The 20,364-nt window shown below is 73.9% G+C and carries 21 protein-coding genes, 1 tRNA gene and 1 pseudogene; 9 read left to right on the top strand and 14 right to left on the bottom strand.

From position 1 onward, the window contains the following. The first annotated feature begins 157 nt into the window (after window positions 1–157). A complete protein-coding gene (locus tag ACX9MN_RS18760; protein ID WP_244540019.1) occupies window positions 158–877 on the top strand; it encodes a sigma-70 family RNA polymerase sigma factor in 720 nt (239 codons plus the stop codon). 50 nt (window positions 878–927) lie between these two features. On the opposite strand, the gene ACX9MN_RS18755 is transcribed toward ACX9MN_RS18760, so the two are convergent. Further along, window positions 928–1,989 (bottom strand): GNAT family N-acetyltransferase, encoded by a 1,062-nt coding sequence (locus ACX9MN_RS18755; RefSeq protein WP_489725043.1) that lies wholly within the window; start codon window positions 1,987–1,989, stop codon window positions 928–930. A 317-nt stretch (window positions 1,990–2,306) separates the two neighbouring features. On the opposite strand from ACX9MN_RS18755, the gene ACX9MN_RS18750 reads away from it, so the two are divergent. Then, window positions 2,307–3,080, top strand: a complete 774-nt coding sequence (locus tag ACX9MN_RS18750) for a GNAT family N-acetyltransferase (RefSeq protein ID WP_489725042.1) — start codon at window positions 2,307–2,309, stop codon at window positions 3,078–3,080. Window positions 3,081–3,091: 11 nt separating this feature from the next. Here the strand turns inward: ACX9MN_RS18750 and ACX9MN_RS18745 are convergent, their stop codons facing one another. Together ACX9MN_RS18745 and ACX9MN_RS18740 are read right to left on the bottom strand one after the other, a co-directional pair. Continuing rightward, window positions 3,092–3,409, bottom strand: coding sequence for a hypothetical protein (locus ACX9MN_RS18745; protein WP_091980634.1), 318 nt, complete (start codon window positions 3,407–3,409; stop codon window positions 3,092–3,094). Then, on the bottom strand, window positions 3,406–4,134 hold the full coding sequence (locus ACX9MN_RS18740) for an SGNH/GDSL hydrolase family protein (protein ID WP_489725041.1): 729 nt from the start codon (window positions 4,132–4,134) through the stop codon (window positions 3,406–3,408). Before ACX9MN_RS18740 ends, ACX9MN_RS18745 begins: the two co-directional genes overlap by 4 nt. 354 nt (window positions 4,135–4,488) lie before the next feature. Between ACX9MN_RS18740 and ACX9MN_RS18735 the strand changes: the two genes are divergently transcribed. Next, on the top strand, window positions 4,489–5,265 hold the full coding sequence (locus ACX9MN_RS18735) for a 3-hydroxyacyl-CoA dehydrogenase (protein WP_091682588.1): 777 nt from the start codon (window positions 4,489–4,491) through the stop codon (window positions 5,263–5,265). Between the two features lie 4 nt (window positions 5,266–5,269). On the opposite strand, the gene ACX9MN_RS18730 is transcribed toward ACX9MN_RS18735, so the two are convergent. Further along, a complete protein-coding gene (locus ACX9MN_RS18730; RefSeq protein ID WP_026605197.1) occupies window positions 5,270–5,518 on the bottom strand; it encodes a hypothetical protein in 249 nt (82 codons plus the stop codon). A 235-nt stretch (window positions 5,519–5,753) separates the two neighbouring features. Here ACX9MN_RS18730 and ACX9MN_RS18725 point away from each other — a divergent pair, with 235 nt between their 5' ends. Together ACX9MN_RS18725 and ACX9MN_RS18720 are read left to right on the top strand one after the other, a co-directional pair. Then, window positions 5,754–6,323 carry a PepSY domain-containing protein gene (locus ACX9MN_RS18725; protein ID WP_489725040.1) on the top strand — a complete coding sequence of 190 codons (570 nt, stop codon included), beginning with the start codon at window positions 5,754–5,756 and terminating at the stop codon, window positions 6,321–6,323. 246 nt (window positions 6,324–6,569) lie between these two features. Further along, window positions 6,570–8,846 (top strand): xanthine dehydrogenase family protein molybdopterin-binding subunit, encoded by a 2,277-nt coding sequence (locus tag ACX9MN_RS18720; RefSeq protein WP_489725039.1) that lies wholly within the window; start codon window positions 6,570–6,572, stop codon window positions 8,844–8,846. A gap of 159 nt (window positions 8,847–9,005) precedes the next feature. Here ACX9MN_RS18720 and ACX9MN_RS18715 read toward each other — a convergent pair whose 3' ends face one another. From ACX9MN_RS18715 to ACX9MN_RS18690, 6 genes are all read right to left on the bottom strand, one after another. Then, entirely contained in the window at window positions 9,006–10,115 is a 1,110-nt protein-coding gene (locus ACX9MN_RS18715) for an aldo/keto reductase (protein WP_489725038.1), read from the bottom strand. A gap of 55 nt (window positions 10,116–10,170) precedes the next feature. Further along, window positions 10,171–10,851 (bottom strand): nickel pincer cofactor biosynthesis protein LarB, encoded by a 681-nt coding sequence (gene larB, locus ACX9MN_RS18710; protein ID WP_091980621.1) that lies wholly within the window; start codon window positions 10,849–10,851, stop codon window positions 10,171–10,173. Beyond that, window positions 10,848–11,666, bottom strand: coding sequence for an ATP-dependent sacrificial sulfur transferase LarE (larE, locus tag ACX9MN_RS18705; protein ID WP_091980619.1), 819 nt, complete (start codon window positions 11,664–11,666; stop codon window positions 10,848–10,850). The genes larB and larE overlap by 4 nt, the downstream gene beginning before the upstream one ends. Continuing rightward, window positions 11,663–12,943: a nickel pincer cofactor biosynthesis protein LarC gene (gene larC / locus ACX9MN_RS18700; RefSeq protein ID WP_056527181.1), complete on the bottom strand. Its 1,281-nt coding sequence runs from the start codon at window positions 12,941–12,943 to the stop codon at window positions 11,663–11,665. The genes larE and larC overlap by 4 nt, the downstream gene beginning before the upstream one ends. A gap of 113 nt (window positions 12,944–13,056) precedes the next feature. Beyond that, window positions 13,057–13,767 (bottom strand): Crp/Fnr family transcriptional regulator, encoded by a 711-nt coding sequence (locus tag ACX9MN_RS18695; RefSeq protein WP_042672072.1) that lies wholly within the window; start codon window positions 13,765–13,767, stop codon window positions 13,057–13,059. A 364-nt stretch (window positions 13,768–14,131) separates the two neighbouring features. Further along, entirely contained in the window at window positions 14,132–15,316 is a 1,185-nt protein-coding gene (locus ACX9MN_RS18690; RefSeq protein ID WP_056527178.1) for a YihY/virulence factor BrkB family protein, read from the bottom strand. 184 nt (window positions 15,317–15,500) lie between these two features. On the opposite strand from ACX9MN_RS18690, the gene ACX9MN_RS18685 reads away from it, so the two are divergent. Next, complete coding sequence (locus tag ACX9MN_RS18685; RefSeq protein WP_489725037.1) at window positions 15,501–16,505, top strand: SDR family oxidoreductase; 1,005 nt, start codon at window positions 15,501–15,503, stop codon at window positions 16,503–16,505. Between the two features lie 106 nt (window positions 16,506–16,611). Further along, on the top strand, window positions 16,612–17,373 hold the full coding sequence (locus ACX9MN_RS18680; RefSeq protein WP_020094805.1) for a sigma-70 family RNA polymerase sigma factor: 762 nt from the start codon (window positions 16,612–16,614) through the stop codon (window positions 17,371–17,373). A 236-nt stretch (window positions 17,374–17,609) separates the two neighbouring features. Here ACX9MN_RS18680 and ACX9MN_RS18675 read toward each other — a convergent pair whose 3' ends face one another. The 3 genes from ACX9MN_RS18675 to ACX9MN_RS18665 form a co-directional block, all read right to left on the bottom strand. Next, window positions 17,610–17,876 carry a hypothetical protein gene (locus ACX9MN_RS18675; RefSeq protein ID WP_020094806.1) on the bottom strand — a complete coding sequence of 89 codons (267 nt, stop codon included), beginning with the start codon at window positions 17,874–17,876 and terminating at the stop codon, window positions 17,610–17,612. 94 nt (window positions 17,877–17,970) lie between these two features. Continuing rightward, window positions 17,971–18,297: a hypothetical protein gene (locus ACX9MN_RS18670; RefSeq protein ID WP_056527173.1), complete on the bottom strand. Its 327-nt coding sequence runs from the start codon at window positions 18,295–18,297 to the stop codon at window positions 17,971–17,973. Window positions 18,298–18,364: 67 nt separating this feature from the next. After that, window positions 18,365–18,922: a metallophosphoesterase gene (locus ACX9MN_RS18665; RefSeq protein WP_091682574.1), complete on the bottom strand. Its 558-nt coding sequence runs from the start codon at window positions 18,920–18,922 to the stop codon at window positions 18,365–18,367. 141 nt (window positions 18,923–19,063) lie between these two features. Here ACX9MN_RS18665 and ACX9MN_RS18660 point away from each other — a divergent pair, with 141 nt between their 5' ends. Both ACX9MN_RS18660 and ACX9MN_RS18655 read left to right on the top strand, forming a co-directional pair. Then, complete coding sequence (locus ACX9MN_RS18660) at window positions 19,064–19,753, top strand: DNA glycosylase family protein (RefSeq protein ID WP_489725036.1); 690 nt, start codon at window positions 19,064–19,066, stop codon at window positions 19,751–19,753. Between the two features lie 37 nt (window positions 19,754–19,790). After that, window positions 19,791–19,866 (top strand) — tRNA-Ile (locus tag ACX9MN_RS18655). Between the two features lie 183 nt (window positions 19,867–20,049). Here the strand turns inward: ACX9MN_RS18655 and ACX9MN_RS18650 are convergent. Next, window positions 20,050–20,272 (bottom strand): annotated as a pseudogene (locus ACX9MN_RS18650) (integrase core domain-containing protein); the annotation flags it as partial. Between the last annotated feature and the right edge of the window lie 92 nt (window positions 20,273–20,364).

The following is a 20,364-nucleotide window of genomic DNA, read 5'->3' as shown; positions in this document are numbered from 1 at the left end:
CCGCGCCGGGGCGAACGTCCAGATCTTTCATCTATTCCCTCGAACGGAGGTCGATATTTCGAGTTTTAATAATTCCAATCCACGAAGATAGACGTTGTTACACAGAAGAGCCGCGTGTTACGCGTCCCACCCGCACGCGCCGTGCCGATGGGACATTGTGAGCGGGACAGTGGCGACCTGGAACTGCGACGCCGGTCCCTCCGGCCACGGGATCGCCGCGGTCCCGCCGGGCCGGCCCGGCCGCCCTCCGCCCGGCGGATCATGGAACCTCGCGGCGTTCGAGCGCCATCGCGCGGCCTATCTGGCGCGGGCGCGCCGCATCCTGGGCTGCCCGGCCCAGGCGGAGGACGTCGTCCAGGACGTGCTGCTCCGGCTGATCGCCGATCCGCCCCCGGCCGAGACCGCGATCCAGGCCGCCTATGTCGGGCGGATGGTGCGCAACCTCGCCCTAGACCGGGCGCGGCGGCAGGGCCTCGAGCGGCGCCTGTTCACCGGCCTCGACGCCGCGCCGGACCCGGCCGATCCCGGCACCGGCACTCCCGAGGCGGCCGCGGCGTCGCGGGAATCCCTACGGCAGGTGGAGGCCGCGGTGGCCGAGCTGCCGGAGCCGGTGCGCACGGCCTTCCAGCTCCACCGGGTCGAGGGCGTGCCGCAGATCGAGATCGCGGCCCGGCTCGGGGTCTCGCGCGCCCTGGTATGCGGCCTCGTGCGCCGCGGCCACCTGCACTGCCTCGCGGCCCTCGACCGGCGCTGCGCCGCCTGCCCGGCGCGCGCCGAGGCCCCAGGCCGGCAGCGGCGCCGGACCGCGCCCGTCGGCCAGGACCTCGGCCGCGGCCCGGCGCAGGCGATCATCAGCCCGCCGGCGACGGGCCCGTAGGCGGGGGCGGGGGCGTCACCGGACGCTCATCCCTGTTCGCGGAGGGCGGTCTAGGCGGGCACCGCGGGAGGCCGCGGCACGGCGTCGGCGGCGGCCGCCCCCGGCACCCAGAGCCGGTCGCGCACGAAGTGCCCGCGCGACAGCGCGACCAGGGCCGCGCGCTTGTGGGGGAAGTCGATGGTCGCGATCGTCGCGAAGCCGGAGCCGTGGAGGTTCCGGATCTGCTGGGCGTGATCGGCCCGCGGCTCGCCGACGACGCGCTGCGTGCGCGGCTCGTCGAGGAACAGGTAGTGCATCAGCGACGGCAGCCAGGCCGAGAGCGCGGGCCGCCCGCGTACGGACGCGTCGCCGATCGCGACGTGCCAGCCGCGGTCGTAGGGGCCGGCCTCGTAGAGCGGCCCGAGGCGGCTCTCCCGCGCCCAGTACAGCTCGAAATAGCCGAACGGCCTGCCGTCGAGGCAGCCGAACAGCGGCAGGGTCGCGGGGTCGGCCTGGAGCCCGGCGATGTAGGCGGCGTGCGCCTCCAGGGTACCGGTCTCCTGCCAGATCGCGGCGATGCGGGGGTCGTTCATCCAGGTCGAGAACAGGGCGACGTCGCCGGGCTCCGTCATCGTGCGGAAGCTCAGACGCCGATCGAGCCACGGGATCGCCCGCGCGTAGACCGTGCCGGCGGGCGTCCGGGGCCGCAGCGGGTGGCGGCGGCCGGCCGTGGCGGTGAACAGCTCGGGGAAGGGCGGCCGGGCCCGCGGGAGCCAGCGGGCGGCGCATTGCCAGAGGAGCCCCGGCAGGATCTCGACCCCGTCGCCGTCACCGAGGGCCCGGGCCGCGCCGAGGTCGAGCAGCCGTCCGGACGTCGCCGGATCGGCCGCGACGACGATGCGCAGGACCTGCATGTCCTGGGCGGTCAGCGCCTCGGCGCGCGCCAGGATCGCCTCCGCGGCCGCCGCCGGCGCGACCGGCTCGGCGAGGCGGATCACCGGCACTTCGCGGGTCCCCTCCAGGGTGAGGGACACCGGCGCGGCGTCCCGCGCGGTTTCCAGCCCCCCGTCATCGCGCGGCTTCGGGGGATGCGCCCCCGCGTCGCGCATCCGCTGGCTCGAAGCGTCCGTCATCCGTCCTCCGCGCGTCGCCGGCACCTCCGCGTCGCCGGCACCTCCCTGACGGATGGGCCCGTCCGGCGTTCAGAGGTTTCGTGCGGGCGCCGTCCGCCGGCACCGGGTGCGACAGCATGAACGGCGCCCCGCCTCAACCGTCACTCCGTCGAAGCCCGAGCGGCGCAGGAGCGAGCGGATGGACAGGCACGGCCAGGAGGCGGGCGCGGACACGGCTGCGGAGGCAAGTCCGGGCACGGCCGGGGACACAGCCAGGGACACCGCCGAGGCCCGGGCGCCGTCCCCCGCGCGAGCCTCCGCTCGGACGGCCGCCTGACATGCAGGCGCCCGAACCGACCTTCGAGACCCTGCGCGACGCCCATGTGGCCGCGCTCACCGGCTCCCTGATCGACGGCGTCGAGCACGGCCCCGGGGGCGCCGGCTACGTCTGGTCGCGCAGCATCCCGGACCCGACCGTGAACTTCGCCTTCGGCGTGCACCGTCCCGACCAGTTCGCCTGGGCGGGCGCGGCCGCCCTCGGGCGCGCGCGGGCGCCGGCCTTCCTGGCCCGGGACGACGGCGAGATCGCGCTTCTGCGCGCCCTGTTCGAGCCCGCGATCCTCTACCCGGCGCGCTGGATGGTGGCGCGGGAGCTTCCGGCGCCGGCCCCGGCCGGCAGCGCCGTCACCGTGCAGGCGACGCCCGCGCCGGGGCCGGATTTCGAGAGGGTCTTCGCCCACCTGTCCGACGCGCCGGGCGTGCGGACGCATCTGCGCCGCTACTACATCCCGGCGCGGCGCGCGGCCCGGGGCCGGCACGGCCTCGTGACCCTGCACCTCGTCCTGCGCGACGCCGCCGGCCCGGCGGCCTGCGCCAGCCTCTACCTGCGCGGCGAGACGGCGGGTCTGTACAATGTCAGCACGCGGGCCGACCGGCAGCGCCGCGGCCTCGGCACCGCCGTGACGGTCGCTGCCCTGCGCGAGGCGCGGGCGCGGGGGGCCGCCCAGGTCTTCCTGCAATGCCCCGCCGACGGCAGGACCGAGGCCCTCTACGCGCGGGCAGGCTTCCGGACGGCCTGCGCGCCGACCCTGCTGTGCACGACCCCGCCCTGATCCGGACCCGCTCAGAACAGCTCCGCGCCGTACCCGTCGGGCGTGAGGCCGAGGACGAACCCGATCTCCGCCTCCGCGTCGCGCAGGACGAGCGCACTGGCCGGACCGGTCACGACCTTGCCCCGTCCCTCGATCCGGGCGCCGTAGCGACCGCGGGGTTCGAGGGCGGCCAGCGCCGCGAGGGCACGGCGCACCGCTCGCGGGTGGCGGACGCCGTTCTCGTCGCGCCAAGCCGCCTCCTCGCCGGGCCAGACACGCCGGGGGAGGTGCTGCACGCCGGCGCGCGCGGGCGGCCGCAGGGCCGCGGCGAGGCGCGCGCGGAGCCTCACGGCCGGCCGATCCAGGCGGCGCGCAGGATCCGCAGGGGCGCGGCCGGCACGGGCCTCCGGACGGGCGCGAGCGGGAGCGCATCAAGCACCACCGCGCTGGCGAGCGCCGCGGCCAGGGGCGCGTAGTCGGCCAGATGCACGCCGTCCCGGTGGAGGCCCGGACCGGCGAGGCCGCCGGTGCCGAATCGCCACGGCGCGAACGGGTCGAAGAAGGTGCGGCCCCCCGCGGCGCAGAGTGCCGCGAGGCGATCCGAGAAGACCGCGACGGCGGCGGGATCGCGCCCGGTCGCCCCGGCACCGATCGGCGGGATCGCCGCGACGAAGACCTGCGCGGCCCAGGCCTCCAGGCGGCGCAGGATATCCCGGACATCGGCCTCGAACCGGTCGACCACCCGGGCCCGCTCGGGATGGCGCCAGCGCTGGATGTCGTTGGTGCCGATGATCAGCACCGCGGCCGCGCAGCGGACCGGGACGCGCAGCGCCGCGAGCTGGCGGCCGCAATCGGCCGCGGTGCTGCCGCCGACCGCGACGTTGATGCAGGGCCGGCCGCCGAGATCCGGCGCGCCGACGAGCTCCGCGTGGGAATTGCCGGCGAGCAGCACGCTGCCGGGCGCGGCCGCCCGGAGGGCCGCGCGGATGCCGGGACGCCGCTCGGCGAAGCGGTGCCCGACGATCCGCCCGTGCCGCCAGTGCCGGGCCGCATTCTCGATCCAGTGGGCGCCCATGGCTGTCCTGATCAGGCGTGAGGGAGCGGCCGCTCCCGGACGGCCGGGACCGGAGGATGACGGGCGCGGGCCGGTCCGCAGCCCGGATACAGGGGACGACAGGTCACGCGCGGCCGAACGACTTGCCGCCGCGCGACGGATCACCGGATAAAATTCGCAGATACACGCGTTGATATGATCCCGTACATCGGATCATCTTCACCTCGTATATGTGGGAAAAAATCACACGTCAATCGCGGCGCGGGCGCGATCGGGCGCATGTGCCGGGCCGGACACCTTCCGGCGGCCGCGGCGCCGCGCTACCTCGGGACTCGCGGGGCGCCGTCGGCCGCCCGGGAGCGGCGGGGAGCCAGGATGGCGAGCGCGATGATCAGGGACCGGGTCTTCATCGTCACGGGCGCGGGCTCGGGCCTCGGGGAGGCGACGGCGCGGGGCCTCGCGGCGGCGGGGGCGCGGGTGGTCGTGGCCGACATCGCCCGGGAGGCCGGCGCCCGGGTGGCGGCGGACCTCGGGGCGCAGGCCCGCTTCGCCGAGACGGACGTCACCCGCGAGGCGGACGGCGCGGCGGCGGTCCGGACGGCGCTCGACGCGTTCGGGCACCTCCACGGGCTGGTGAACTGCGCCGGCATCGCGCCGGGGGAGAAGGTGGTCGGCCGCGACGGGCCGCACCGGCTCGAGACCTTCGCGCGGGCGGTCTCGGTCAACCTCGTGGGCACGTTCAACATGATCCGGCTGGCCGCCGACGCCATCGCCCGCGAGGCGCCGGACGCGGCCGGCGCCCGGGGCGTGATCGTGAACACCGCCTCGATCGCGGCCTTCGACGGCCAGATCGGGCAGGCCGCCTACGCGGCCTCGAAGGGCGGGGTGGTATCCATGACCCTGCCGATCGCCCGGGAGCTCGCCCGGCACGGCATCCGGGTGGTGACCATCGCGCCGGGCATCTTCGAGACCCCGATGATGGCGGGCCTGCCCCAGGACGTGCAGGACACGCTCGGCCAGAGCGTGCCGTTCCCGCCGCGCCTCGGCCGCCCGTCGGAATACGCGGACCTCGTCCGGCACATCTGCGAGAACCCGATGCTGAACGGCGAGACGATCCGGCTCGACGGGGCGCTGCGGATGCCGCCGCGCTGACGGCTCAGCCGATCGACACGCTGGTCAGCACCTCGGCGGCGCGGCGGACCTCGGCGGCGATCATCTCCTCGCTCGGGCCGTCGATCGGCAGGTCCGACAGGATCGCCGCCACGTCGCGCTTCACGTCCTCGCGGATCTCCGGGTTCTCTTCGGAGAGCCGACCGATCAGGACGCCGAGCACGATCTCCAGGGCGGACAGCTTGGCGTGCAGGCGGGTGAACTCGTCCAGGGGCTCGGGCTCGTGCGCGGTCATGGCCTGCTCCATCGGGGGGACGTCCGCCGTCCCCGAGGGCGCGCCGGATCGCCCGCGTGTCATACAGGGGCGCCGGCCGTCCGTCTCGCCGGGCTTCGACCCCGCGCAGCCCCAGGCGCCGACCCGGCCCCGCCCGGGCGACGGGACCCGAATTTTTTCCCGATCGCGGGCAACCGGATTTCCGGACCCGACGTTTCACGCATCCGTGAACGAACCCGCGAAGGGACACACCGCCATGATCACCCGTCTCACCGCCGCAGCCGGCCTCCTCGCCCTCTCCACCGGCCTCGCCCTGGCCCAGACGCCCACCGCGACGCCCGCCGAGCCGGCCACGAAGGCCGACAGCAAGATGAAGGAGTGGCAGGTCGCCAAGGTCGCCAAGGTCGGCCTCGCCCAGGCGCTGGCCACCGCCGAGTCGCAGGGCGACGAGAAGGGCGGCCGCGCCATCGACGCCGACTTCGAGAAGGCCGGCAGCAAGGATCCGGCCCACTACGCGATCAAGGTCGTCTACCCGAGCGGCAAGCTCGTCGAGTACGGGATAAACGCCGATACCGGCGCCCTCTACAAGACCGAGAACCAGCCGTTCGAGCGCTACTTCACCCGGCTGAAGGCCTCCGACTTCCAGAACGCCAAGACCTCGCTGAAGGACGCGCTGGCCATCGCCGAGCAGAAGGCCGGCGGCGGCAAGGCCTACGAGGCCGAGGTCGAGAAGGACGGCTCCTCGGTCCAGTACGAGATCAAGGTCGCCGGCGCCGACAAGGAGCAGGAGGTCAAGGTCGGACCGGACGGCAAGGTCCTGAACTGAGATCTAGGGCTGCGGCGGTGAAGGCTGCCGCAGCCCGCTCCGTCCTTGCGAGCGGAGCGAAGCAATCCAGGCAGCGCCACGCTTATCCAGGGCGCGCTGCCCTGGGTCGCTTCGCTCCGCTCGCGATGACGCCTGGGTCCGTTCGGTTGCTGCATCCTGTCGCTCCACCGTTCGGGGAGCCGTAAAGTCTCCACGGCGCTTTTCCTTTGCGATGCGGCCCGAGGGGCCGATGACGGGGAGGGCGGCATGGACGCGGGCGCGCTGGAAACGGACGACCATCTCGGCCGCTCCCACCCCCGGGTCGAGGGCCCCGACAAGGTCACCGGCCGGGCCCTCTACAGCTCCGACCTCACCGGCCCGGATCGGGGCACGGCCCACGCCGCCCTGGTGACCAGCACCATCGCCCGGGGCCGGATCACCGGGTTCGACCTCGCCGCGGCCGCGCGGGTGCCGGGACTCCTCCGGATCTTCACCCACCGGGACTTCGCGGGCGCGGTGGCGCCGGTGAAGCACCTGATGGCCGGCGGGTACGCCAACAGCTCGCACCGTCCGCTCGATTCCGACGCCGTCGCCTATGCCGGCCAGATCGTGGCCCTCGTGGTCGCCGAGACCCTGGGCGCCGCCGATACGGCGGCCGGTGCGGTGAAGGTCGCCTACGCGGAGGAGCCCGCCGCCGGCGGCTTCGACGCCCCCGGGGCCGAGACCGTGCGCCTCGCCGACCTGAAGCCCCACCACGCGGACATCGCCCGGGGCGACGCCGAGGCGGGTCTGCGGGAGGCCACCGTCCGGGTCGAAGCGCGCTACGCGACGCCGGTCCAGCACCACAACCCGATCGAGCTGTTCACCACCCGGGCCGCCTGGGACGGCGAAAGGCTCACCGTCCACGAGCCGACCCGCTACGTCGGCGCCGTGCAGCACGGGCTCGCGGCGCAGCTCGGGCTCGATCCCGCGCAGGTGCGGGTGGTGGCGGGGCTGATCGGCGGCCATTTCGGCGCGAAATTCGCCCTGTCGCAGCACACCGCGCTGGTCGCGCTCGCGGCGCGGCACCTCGGCCGGCCGGTCTCGCTGGTGCCCAGCCGGCGACAGTGCTTCACCATCGCCAATTATCGGCCGGAATCGCGCCACCGCATCCGACTCGGCGCCGACCGGACGGGCCGGTTCACCGCCCTGGTCCACGAGGCCGAGACCGTGACGTCGCGCTTCGATCCCTTCGTCATGGAGGGCGCGGAGGTGACGGCGAGCCTCTACGCCTGCCCGAACATCCGCACCGAGGAGCGGGCCGTGCGGGTCGATCGCAACACGCCGGGGCCGATGCGGGCGCCCCCGGAGGGGCCGTTCCTGTTCGCCCTGGAGAGCGCCGTCGACGAGATGGCGGTCGCGCTCGGCATGGACCCGATCGCGCTGCGCCGCCTCAACGACACGGCGGTCGATCCGGTCTCCGGAAAACCGTTCTCGACCCGGCCGCTGATTGCCTGCTTCGACGCCGGCGCGAAGGCCTTCGGCTGGTCGCGCCGGGTGCCGCGCCCGGGCGCGATGCGCGACGGGCCCTGGCGGGTGGGTCTCGGCTGCGCGACTTCGGTGCGGCCCACCAAGATCGCGGCCGCGACCCTGCGGGTCCGGCTCGGCCCGGACGGCGCCGCGGAGGTCGCCTGCGCGCACCACGAGATCGGCAACGGCATCACCACGCTGCTGGCGATGGGCGCGGCGGACGGTCTCGGCGTGCCGGTGGAGCGGGTCACCGTCCGGCTCGGCGACACCGACCTGCCGGCGGCGGGGATCTCGGGCGGGTCGAGCACGACCACCAGCCTGATGAGCGCCCTGGCGCTCGGCTGCCGCCAGATCCGCGAGAGCCTGGCGCAGGCCGCGACCGGGCAGGGCGGGCGCCTCGCCGGCCGCGATCCGGGCAGCCTGCGCCTCGCGGGCGGCCGGCTCGCGGCGCCGGACGGGGCCGGGATCGCGCTCGGCGAGGTCGTCGGCCCGGAAGGCGTCGAGACGGTCGCGGAGTTCGTGCCCGAGGGCGGCGACCGGGAGAAGGCGCTCGCGGGCCTGCGGCAGGGCCATATCGGGCTCGCCCTCGGTGGGGGCGGGAAGGCCGTCTCCTGGGGCTTCGGCGCGCAGTTCGCCGAGGTCCACGTCCACGCCGAGACCGGGGAGATCCGCGTCGCCCGGCTCACCGGCGCCTTCGCGGCGGGGCGCATCCTCAACCCGCTGACCGCGCGGAGCCAGCTCACGGGCGGGATGATCTGGGGCCTCGGCTCGGCGCTGCTCGAAGAGACGGTGGTGGACGGCGCCGCCTACCGCAACCCGGATCTCGCCGAGTACCTCGTCCCCACGGCGGCCGACGCGCCGGAGGTGGAGGCGCTGCTGGTGCCCGATCCCGACGATCAGGTCGACGCGCTGGGCCTGAAGGGCCTGGGCGAGCTCGGGATCATTGGGGTGAACGCGGCCATCGCCAACGCGATCCACCACGCCACCGGCCGCCGGATCCGCAGCCTGCCGATCCGGCTGGAGGACGTGGCGTGAGGGGCTGACTCTCCTCCCCCTTGCGGGGAGGAGTTTGGGGATCGCAGATCCCGCGTGGGGGTGGGGCCGGAAAGGGCTCGGCGGTTCCTTCTGAACCACCCCCACCCCTAACCCCTCCCCGCAAGGGGGAGGGGAATATCGGACGCGCTTGCCCGCCGACTACTCCATCGTCGGCGCGAGCTTCTTCACGCTCGCCACGTCCTCGCCGAGCCACGCCGCGTTCTTGGCGGTGCCGTCGAAGGTCGCGCTCGTCTTGAACAGCTCGTACTTGCCCTCCAGCGCGTAGGGCTTCGAGCGCGACAGCAGCTCGGCCACCGTGGCCTTGTCCATCGGCTTGAAGGTCTTCACCGCCTCGAAGGCCTGGTCGAGGTCGCGCTGGTTCTGGATGCCGGTGATCACCACCGAGACCGGCAGGTTCAGCGAGAAGTGCAGGTACTCGAGCGGCTTGATCGGCGCGACCGCCTTCAGGATCACCCCGTCGCCGAAGGTCTTCATGGCGAGCGGCGCGATGCCGTTCTGCACGAGGTAGGGCAGGACGAGGTGGCTGAACGAGCGGAAATGCGCGTCCATCACGTTGACCGGCATCTGCACGGCATCGAAGTGGAAGCCGCGCTCGGCGGCGACCTCCAGCATCTGCAGGTGGATGCGCGGGTCCTTGTGGCCGGTGAAGCCGATGTAGCGCAGCTTGCCCTGCTTCTTCGCCTCTAGGAAGCCCTCCATGGCGCCGCCCTCGGCGAAGACCCGGTCCGGGTCGTCGTAGCGCAGGATCTCGTGGTGCTGGACGAGGTCGATCCGGTCCGTGCGCAGGCGCAGGAGCGACTGGTCGATCTGCTTGAGCGCCTCCTCCTTGGTCCGCCCGTCCATCTTGGACATCAGGAAGACCTTGTCGCGGTAGCCGCCCTGGGCCAGGGCCGCGCCCATGCGCAGCTCGGAGCGACCGTCGTTGTAGTCCCAGCAATTGTCCAGGAAGGTGATGCCGCGGTCGATCCCGGCATGGATCAGCCGCGTCGCCTCGTCGTCCGTCACGGCGCTCTTGCCGAGATGGAACCCGCCCATGCCGATCGCCGAGATCTTTTCGGAGCTTTTCCCGAACGACCGGTAGAGCATCTCGCCCCGACGCTCGCCGGGATCGGTGACGAAGGGCAGGTCCGCGGGGTCCTGCGGGCGGTTGCCGGGGAGGACGGGGGCGTTCACGGCTGCACCCGCGCTGCCGGCGCCAGCGAGGCCCGCGCCGAGCACGGCGCCCTGGAGGAAGCTGCGGCGTTCCATCGGCTGTCTCCGTTCGAGGATGTCCTGGTGAGGGGAGGTAATGCGTCGGGCCGCGTCATCGTTCGGTCCCCGTGGCGAGGCGTCCCGCCGCGTGGAGCAGGCGCAGGGCGGCGCAGGCGGCGCCGTAGCCGTTGTCGATGTTGACCACCGTGATGCCCGGCGCGCAGCTCGCCAGCACGGCGTCGAGGGCGGCGCGCCCGCCCGCGGCGACGCCGTAGCCCACGGAGGTCGGGACCGCGATCACCGCGCCGGCCACGAGGCCGCCGACGACGCTGGGCAAAGCCGCGTCCATGCCGGCGGCGACGATCACCACCGGGTGCGCCCGGATCTCCTCGATCCGCGTCGTCAGCCGCCACAGGCCGGCGACGCCGACATCGGCGAAGAGCGAGGCCGCCCGTCCGGCATAGGCCAGCACTCGCAGGGCCTCGCGGGCGACGGGTACGTCCGAGGTGCCGGCCGCCACCACCGCGACCCGGGCCGGGCCGGTGATCCGGGGGGCCTCGCCGAACACCGCCGTGCGCGAGACCGGGCAGTAGTCGAGCCGCGCGGCGTCCCGGAGCCGGTCGCGCTTCTCCGGGTCGAGGCGGGTGAGGAGCAGCGAGGCGCTGCGCGCCCGGGCGGCGTCCAGGATCGCGTCGATCTGCTCCGGGCTCTTGCCGGCGCAGAAGATCGCCTCCTCCAGCCCGATCCGCTCGGGCCGGGCGAAATCGAGGGTGAACTCTTCGGAGATGCTCACGCCCGGCCCTCCCGCGGCTCGACCAGGAAGGCGCTGCCGACCCGGTAGGGGGCGAAGCGGACCGGGCCGGCGAGACGGGCCGGCGCCATGTCCCGGATGCCCGCCCCGAGCGTCTCGCGACCCTCGGCGTCGAGGGCGGCGAGGCTCGCCGGATCGAGTTCCACCACCACGCCCTCGGCGCGGACCCGACAGCGGACGGCCCGTCCGGCTCCGTCGGTCGCCAGCGCTCCGCCGACCAGCCGCTCGACCGCGTGAATGAAGGTCAGGGTCTCCGGCTCGATGGCGATGCCGGTCTCGACCCGGCTCGACAGGCAGGGCGCGGCCGGCAATTCCGCCACGGCCCCGAGGCCGAGGTCGCGGGCGAGCGCCCGGACCGACGCCTTGTCGAACCCGGCCTCCACGTAAGGGTGGCGCACGCCGTGCTCCCGGGCGGCGTCGAGGCCGGGGCGGTACTCGCCGAGGTCGTCGCGGTTCGCGCCCGACAGGATCTGGCGGTCGGTGACGCGCCGGACCGCGCCGTAGAGGTTGGTCTTGCAGAAGAAGCAGCGGTTGACTGGGTTTGCCCGATAGGCCGGGTCGGCGAACTCGCCGGCCTCGATCACCCGTAAGGACCAACCCTCGCGGGCGCCCTCGGCGCGCACGCGCGCGGTCGCTTCCTCCGGCACGGCCGGCGAGACCGCGTGGACCACCAGAGTAGCGCTTGGCGCCAGCCGGTGGGCGAGGGTGGCGAGCGTCAGGCTGTCGACCCCGCCGCTCACCGCCACCGCGACAGGGCCGAGCCCGGCGAGGACGGATTCCAGATGCTGGCGCGTCACCGCTCCTCCTGCTCCTGTTCCAGGGCGAGGCGCTCGGCCTCGCGGCGTAGGGCGGCCCGGGCCGCGTGGTCCGGACGGTCGCGGGCGTCGTCGGCCTCGGCCTTGGCGGTGCGCCCGCCCGGTCGCGCCACGATCTTCACGCGAATCGACCGGCCCTCGTGCTCGACCGTGCGGGCGGCGCGCGCGAGCACCGCGCCCTCCACGGGGTGGTAACGCAGGCCGATGGTCGTGGTCTCCCGGAAGCAGGCCGCGACCGCCGCCTCCAGGCTCTCCGGACGGACCAGGACCTGGATCCGGGCCATCATCCGGCCCTTCTTGCCGATGACCGGCATCTGCACGACGTCCACGATGCCGGGCTCGGCGCGCAGCCGGTCGAGGCCCGTGGCGAGATCCTCGCCGGACTGGTCGTCGACCTCGAAGGCGATCACCGCGAGATCCCGCTGGCCCGGGCGGGACGCGGCGCCGTCCTCAAGCACGAGGGCGCGCAGGCAGTTGCTCAGGCCCGGCAGGACCTTCGTGCCGAAGCCGATGCCGGTGCGCCCGAGGATCCCCCGGGGGCGACCCCGCCCGGGATCGTCGCCGCAGAGGTGGCGCAGGATCGCCGCGCCGGTGGGGGTGACGCGCTCGCCGGGGATCCCGTCGTCGAGGGTCGCGAAGCCCGCCAGCAGCAGCGTCGTGGCGGGGGCCGGGACGGGGAGGGGACCGTGCTGGGTCCGCACCCGGCCGGAGCCCAGTGGCAGGGCCGAGACGCTCCAGCTGCGCGCCTCCAAGGCGGCGATCAGGTGGGCGGCGGCGACGATGTCGGCGATCGAGTCGGCGGCGCCGACCTCGTGGAACGCCACCGCGTCGACCGCGATGCCGTGGACGCGGGCTTCCGCCGCGGCCAGATGCCCGAAGATGCCGAGCGCGTGCGCCCGCACCGAAGGCGCGAGATCCGCCGCCTCCAGCGCGGTGCGGATCTCCGACCAGGGACGGTGGCCGTGGTCGTGGGCATGATCGTGGGCATGATCGTGGCCGTGATCGTGAGCATGCGGATGGTCGTGGTGCCCGGTATGCGCGTGCCGGTGCGGCGTGGGCTCCGACACGGGCGCCGACACGGTGAAGCGCGCGCCAGTGAGGATCCCATCGTTGTGCGCGCTGACCGCGCAGGCGATGCGCGCGTCGACCGCCTGGACGCTGGCGTACACGCCGGCCCGATGCTCGGGGAAGGCGTCCAGCAGGGCGGCGGCGAACATGTCGCCGGCGACGCCGCCGAGCGCGTCGAGGTGGATGTGCATCGTGTGTCGCGCGGGCGCCGGTGGCGGGTGACGGGTCCGCCTCAGATCGGCCGCGGCCGCCCCGCGGCAAGGCGCACGCGGCCTCCGGTGCCGCGGCGTATCGCCCGCGCCGCTCAGGAGAGCTGCAGGTAGGCCGGATCGAACAGCCCGCGCTCCCGCAGCCCGTCGAGGTCGCGGATCGTCAGGCGGCGGCTGCGCAGGGCGACGAGGCCGCCGGTGCGCAGCTCCTTCAGGGTGCGGTTGATGTGCACGCTCGTCTGGCCAAGGGCGTCGGCGAGGTCGGGCTGGGTCACCGGCATCGGCAGCGTCGTCCCGTCCGCGAGGCCGACGCGCGTCAACCGCAGGTGCAGCTCGCAGAACAGGTGCGCCAGCCGCTCGATCGCCGAGCGCCGGCCGACGCTGGCGATCCACTCGCGGTGGATCGCCGTGGCGGCGAGCAGCTCCCGCCACAGGCACTCCTCGACGGCGGGCCGGCCGCGGACCGCGTCGCCGATCTGCTCCGGGGCGATCCGCGCGACGGTGACGGGCGTCAGCGCGCCGATGGCGTGGTCCATGCGTGCCCGGCGGAACACGAACGGGTCGCACAGGTCGCCCGGCAGGAGCAGCGCGACGATCGCCCGCCGCCCGTCCGGGAACTGCTTGTACCGGCAGGCCCAGCCGTCGAGGATCAGGTGCGTGTGGTACGGGTCGCTCTGCTGCCCCTCGATATCCTGCCGGGCCGCGACGTGGCGGACATGCAGGCGCCCCAACCCGTCGAGGATCGCGCGGTCCTCGGGCGCGAGCCTGACATGCCGCTCCATCTTCCGTACGAACGGGTTGTCCACGTCCGCCTCCGGTCAGATCACCGGGGCGCCGGCGTGCCGGCGGCCGGGCAGTCGCCGGGACAGGCGCCGGGGAGGTCGCCGAAGCGGGGGGCCATGGGGGATCGGGCGACGTCGCGCCCATCCGAAGCGTCCCGAACGACGGCGCCGCCATGGGTATCGGTCAAATAATGAGGCACGGATATTTCTATCGGCAGGGGGCCAAACCGTCGCCCGAACATCGAAGTCCGGATCTTCTTGATCGGCTTGTGCCTGCAGCAGAAAAACGCGCGCCAACCTGTGTTAAGTCGGCGTTCTCGCCGGCGACGCGCTCCGCGAGCCCCCCTCGCTCAGGAGGCCGTGCCCCGGGTGAGGTCCGGGCGCCGCGCTACTCAGCGGCGGCGCCCACCGTATCGGCCATCCGCGCCCGGCGCGTACCCAGGGGCTGCGGTTCGCCGACGGTCGTGTCCTCGGCGGTCTGATGCTCCATCTCGGCGTTCACCTGGGCGCCGGCCAGCACGATCATGGTCGAGAGCCAGATCCAGGTCATGAAGCCGATCGCCGCGCCGAGCGAGCCGTAGGTCTTGTTGTAGCTGCCGAAATGGCCGACGTACCAGGAGAACAGCAGCGACGCGACGATCCACAACACGGCCGCGAGGGCGCCCCCGGGCGTGACCCAGCGCCAGCGCGGCGCGTCCCGGCTCGGCCCGTAGCGGTAGAGTAGGGCGAGGCCGAGCAGCACCGCCAGGAGCAGGACCGGCCACCGCAGCAGCGCCAGCCACCAAGCGTCCGCGCCGAGCCCGACGAATTCCAGCACCACCGGCACCACCACCACCGCGGCCAGCGCCAGGAGGAGGAACAGGAGCGCCCCCGCCGTGAAGGCGAGGGAGACGAGATTGAGGACGAGGAAGTTGCGCTTCTCGCGCTCGTTGTAGACGAGGTTGAGGGCGTCGAAGACGTGCTTCACGCCGCCATTGGCGCTCCACACGGACAGGGCGATGCTGATGAGCAGGCTGAACCCGAGGGTGGTGTTGCCCTGCTCGTTCAGCCGCTTCACCTGGTCGCCGACGATCTCCAGGGCGCCCTGGGGCAGGATGCCCTGGAGGCTGGCGAGCTGGTCGTTGATGGTCGAGGCGTCGGCCACGAGGCCGTAGCAGGAGACCAGGGCCGCCACCGCCGGGAAGATCGCCAGGAGCGTGAAGAAGGTGACGCCGGCCGCGATCAGCGACAGGCGGTTCTCGCCGATGTCGTGATAGGCGCGCAGCGCGATGTCCTTCCAGCCCTTGGCGGGGATCTCGGTCGGCGTCGAGGCCTGCCGCCCGCGATCGGCCTCGGCCCGGGCCACGGCGTGGGCCTCCCGTCCCGCATGCGCGGGCGACGTCCGGCGCGCCCCGTCCCGGTCGGCGGACCGGCCGGGCGCACGGTCGACCGAGGCACCGACCGCGCCGCGCGCCGACCGGCGGGGGAGGGCGACGAGGCCGATCAGCGCGGTGGCGAGGGCGAGCGTCCAGACCGTCGAGGCGCCTCCCTCGGGCGCGGCGGCCCTGGCGGGGGCTGGATCGGGGGCAGGCATCGGCGACCTCGGCAGGGTTCGGGCAGACGGGGGCGGGCCTTCGGGGCCGCGCGTCGCAGCGTCCGGGTCGGCGCGCCCGGGACGGCGCGTCCGAATGGCCGCAGCTGCGAGGGGGAACGCCGCGGCGCGGGGAAGGGTTCGCCGTGCAGTTGCAACTCGACGACACACGACGCGGAGAACCGGCATGGCACGCCTGGACGGCGGGACGGTGGTCATCACCGGGGCCTCGAGCGGCATCGGCCGGGCGGCGGCCGAGGCCTTCGCGGCGCGGGGCGCCCGGGTGGTGCTGGCGGCGCGGCGGGCCGACGTGCTCGACGGAATCGCCCGCGACCTGCGCGCGTCGGGCGCCGAGGCCGTCGCGGTCCCCACCGACGTCACAGAGCCCGAGGCGGTGGACGCCCTGTCCCGGGCGGCACTCCGGGCCTTCGGCGGCATCGACGTCTGGATCAACAATGCCGGGGTGGGGGTGTTCGGCCCCCTGCTGGACGCTCCCCTGGACCTGCACCGGCAGACGATCGCGGTGAACCTGCTGGGCGCCGTGCACGGGGCCTACGCGGTGCTGCCGCATTTCCTCGACCGCGGCCGGGGGACGCTGATCAACACGGTCTCGATGGGCGGCTGGGCGCCGACGCCCTTCGCCGCCGCCTACACGGCCAGCAAGTTCGGCCTGCGCGGCTTCTCGGCGAGCCTGCGCCAGGAACTCGCCCGGCACCGCCACATCCGCGTCTGCGCCGTATTTCCCGCCATCGTCGACACGCCGGGCCTAGAGCACGGCGCCAATGTCAGCGGCCGGCGGCTCAATCCCGGGCACCTGTACTACGCGCCCGAGGCCGTGGCGGAGACCTATCTCCGCCTCACGCGCCACCCGCGCGACGAGGTCGCGGTCGGCTGGCCGGCCCGCCTCGCGCAGGTCGGCTACGCGCTGGCTCCGTACCCGACCGAGCACCTGATGGGTGCCGGGTTCCGGTGGGCCCTCGACCGGGCCGAACCCGGGCCGCGCACGCACGGGGCCCTGCGCGCGCCGACGCCGGAGGGCACGCGGGCCGACGGCGGCTGGCGCGCCCGCAAGGGCGTCCCCGATGCCGGAACCCTGAGTACGGCCCTCGGCACGGGGCTCACCGCCGCAGGGGCCTGCGCGGCCGTCCTCGCCGGTCTCGCGGCGGCGCGGCGGTTCGGCGCCCGCGGCTGAGCCCTGTTCGGGACAGGCGTTAACCCATGTTGCGGCATGGGCGGCCGGGGCGCGCCACAACCGGTCTTCTGGGCTTGACCGGCCCGCCCGCCGACGACCGGACCGAATGCCCGACACCGAAGGCCCATCGCTCCTCGATCCCATCGCGGATGTCGCAGAGGAGGCCGGGGACGAGACCCGCTTCGGCCTGCCGGAGGCCGTGCGCGCCCATCTCGGCACGCTCCTCGGTCGCGCCTACGACCGGATCGACCTCGACTCGGACAGGGATGCGAACCCCTTCGCCGACCTGCTCGCGCGCCTGGAGACCGCCCTCGCGCAGGCCGAGGGCGAGCGCGACAGAACGTTCCGCGCGGGCCTGCTGCAGGTGGTGCCGGCGCTGCACCGGTTCGCGGTCTCGTTGACGCGCGACCCGGCCGCGGCGGACGATCTCGTGCAGGACACCCTGCTGCGCGGCTGGCGCGGCCGCGGCGGATTCACCCCCGGAACCAACCTGGAGGCGTGGCTGTTCACGATCCTCCGCAACGTCTTCTACAGCCAGCACCGCAAGCAGGGCCGCGAGGTCGCCGACACCGACGGCAGCTACGCCGACCGGCTGACCAGCATCCCCGAGCAGGGGGGCCATCTCGACCTGCAGGACGTGCGCGCGGCCCTGGATCGGCTCGCGCCGGTGATGCGGGAGGCGCTGGTCCTCGTGGCGATCGAGAACCTGAGCTACGAGGAGGCCGCCGTCGTCATGAACTGCCGGATCGGCACCGTGAAGAGCCGGGTCTGGCGCGCCCGCGAGCAACTCGCGCGCATGCTCGGCTACGGCGGCGACGAGATCGGCAGCGACGGGGTCATGCTCTCGGTGACCGGCACCTCGGCCTGATCGCTACGATTCTCACGATCGAATACGCCAATTCGACACTTCGACGGCCGTATTCGCAAGCAAATTGACTTAGGTGAAAGCGCCCGGGCCGCCGCCTGGGCGATATGGGGCGGGTTGGGTCGATCCGTCGACTCGGCCGGGCTCCCATCGGTGTGACACCCCCCCGATCCACCGATGGGAGCCTCTTCACCGGAAGCCGCAGCGGATGTGCGGGCCGGACACCCCCGCCCCCGATCTCAGGTCGAGCCGCCCCGATCCGCATCGAGCTGCTGCAGCAGCTCCGCCAGCCGGGGATCCAGCGCCTCGTCGATCACCGGATCATACATCGCCCGCATCTGGTGGCCGAGCCGCACGCGCGTCTGCGCGTCGAGGGTCGGGCCGCCCGCGATGGGGATCACCCGCAGGGCGGCGGGTGCCGCGCCGGGGGCGTAGCGCTCGGTCGGTCTCGGGGCGGCACGCCGGTGCTCGGGCCGCGGTTCAGGCCGGTGTTCGGGATAAGGCATGCCTCCTACATCGGCCCGCACCCCCGCCGCGGCAACCACCGGTCCGCCCGATGGCACGACCGGCGGCACGACCGGCGGCGTCTCGTCGTCCGCCTCAGGCATCGTCCTCCGGGGCGAAGACCTCGCCCTTCTCGGCCAGCACGGTGTTGGCCGCGTCGCGGGCCAGCTCGTCCCGCGCGGCCGCGGGATCGGGGCGGCCGAGGGCCCGCGCCAGGGCCCCGTCCCAGCCGGGCGCCGGCGCCTGGCCCTGCCCGACGAGGATCGCGCCGGCCCGGCGGCAGACCCGGTCCCAGTCCGGCGCGCCGAGGGCGGCCCAGTCGGTCCCGAGGCCGAGTTCGGTGGCGGCTTCGGTGGCGGCCTGAGTCGCGGCCCGGGTCGCGGCGTCGGCCGGGCCCGGCGGCGGGGCGGGGATGTCGGTCATGGCGATGCGGCCTCCTGCCGGGCTGTCGATGCTCCGGCGCACGATATAGCGCGCCGGTCCCCGCCCATCAGCGCAGGCCGTGGGCCGCGAGTTCCTCCGGCACGCAAGCGGCCGCGTCCTGGCGCACCAGGATCGCGTCGAGGGTGACCGGGCGGTCGTCCCAGGCATCCACGCCGACATCGCAGGAGCGCGTAGTGTCGGCGAGCCAGCCGTGGCTGTGCCCGTAGAGGTGGCGCGTCTCCCGCCACAGGCCCGGCCAGGCCCGGTGCGCGTAGTGCGACAGGAACAGGCGGTGCGGCCGCCCGCGCGCGTCCGCGACGGAGAGGCGGGCGCTCTCCACCGGCGGCTCGGCCCAGGGCAGGTCCAGGACACGGTTCGAATCGTGGTTGCCCCGGACGAGGCGCTTGGTGCCGTTCAGCCGCGCGAAGATCGCCGCGCAGTGCGCCCGGCTGGCATGGGCGGCGAAGTCCCCGAGGTGCCAGACGACGTCCTCCGGGCCGACCACGGCGTTCCAGCCGGCGACCAAGGCCTCGTCGTGGGCCTCGACGCTGCCGAACCGCGCACCGCGGTGGCGGAGGATGTGCGGGTCGCCGAAATGCGTGTCCGCGGTGAAGAAGATCGCCATGGTGTCGAGACCTGGGCCGCGGGCGCGTCCCGTCCAGGCCGGCCGGCGCGGGGCGCGCGGCCGCACCGCCGCTTCGGGCCCGCTTCCAGCCCGACTCGGGCCCGCTTCCGGGAAGCCGCACGGGCCGGTAAGGCTGCGGCGATGCTGGATCCCGCCATCTATGCCCATCTCCTGAACGCGGCGCGCGCACATCCGCCGCTGCGGGCCGCCCTGGAGCGGGCCGGTCCGATCCGGATCGAGCCCTCGGCGCATCCGTGCGTCGCCGACCGCCTGTTCGTCGAGGTGGTCAACCAGCAGCTCTCCGTCCGGGCGGCGGCGGCGATCTGGGCCCGGATCGAGGCCGCGGCAGCGGCGGTGGGCGCGAGCCCGAGGGGCCTGTTCGAGGCCGGGGACGCGGCGCTGCTGCGGGCCTGCGGCATCTCGGGCAACAAGGTGCGGGCGCTCCAGTCGATCGTGGCGGCCGAGACGGCGGGCCTCCTCGGGCCGGGCCTCGCCGCCCTGCCGCATCCCGAGCGGTCGGCGATCCTGTGCGGCATCCGCGGCGTCGGCCCCTGGACGGCCGACATGGTCGGCATCTTCCACTTCCACGACCCGGACATCTGGCCCGCGGGCGACGTGGCGGCGGTGGGCTGCCTGCGCCGCCTCACCGCACAGGCCGACACCGCCGCGGTGGCGGCCGCCTTCGCGCCGTACCGCTCGATCCTGGCCCGCTACCTGTGGCGGATCAAGGACACGGCGCCCGCACCGGCGGACCTACCGGCGGACCTGCCGACCCGAACGGAACCGGCGCCCTGGGCCCGGCGCCCCCGCGGCACGGCGAAATCCGGGTGACGGCCGGCCGGAGATCGGCTATCCGTCGGCGCCTCCCGGGCCCGTAGCTCAATGGTTAGAGCCGGCCGCTCATAACGGTCTGGTTGCAGGTTCGAGTCCTGCCGGGCCCACCACCAATTAGCTAAGGCGCTGCAAACGCTTAAAGATCGTCGACCATCTCGCTTGCAATCGGGCCGGGATGCATCACAAATTGCCTAACATGGGCGACGACGTTCCTGAGGGTCGCCCAGATCTTGATCCGGCCGGAAGGTGAGCTTCCAAGTCTCATTGGGCGGCTTGCAAGGCCGTTTCCCGGGCCATTCCTGGGCCGTTGGCCACCCCAGGGCGGTCTGAGGACCGCTCTCGTTGTAGTGCCGCCGCCTCGTCTCGATCTTGTTCCTCATGTCGGCCAGCGACAGGGACGCAGTTCGCGTTCAGGCACTCGTCGCGTCGGCGGCCGTCTTGTGTGGATGGCTCCCGCATTGCAAGTGGCGAATTGAGCTTCTGACGCGTTGGTCGGGTGCAGTCTTGTGTCCGGCCTGTCGATGCAGTCGTTCATGTTGACTGCTGGCCCTGATGGTATCCGTGAGCTGGGTCCCACTCTGCTTTGCGGGCTATGACGCCCTGGACAG

The organism is Methylobacterium sp. 1A, assembly GCF_058072805.1.
The sequence above is the reverse complement of the archived record's forward strand: the minus strand, read 5'-3'. Positions and strand labels throughout refer to the sequence as shown.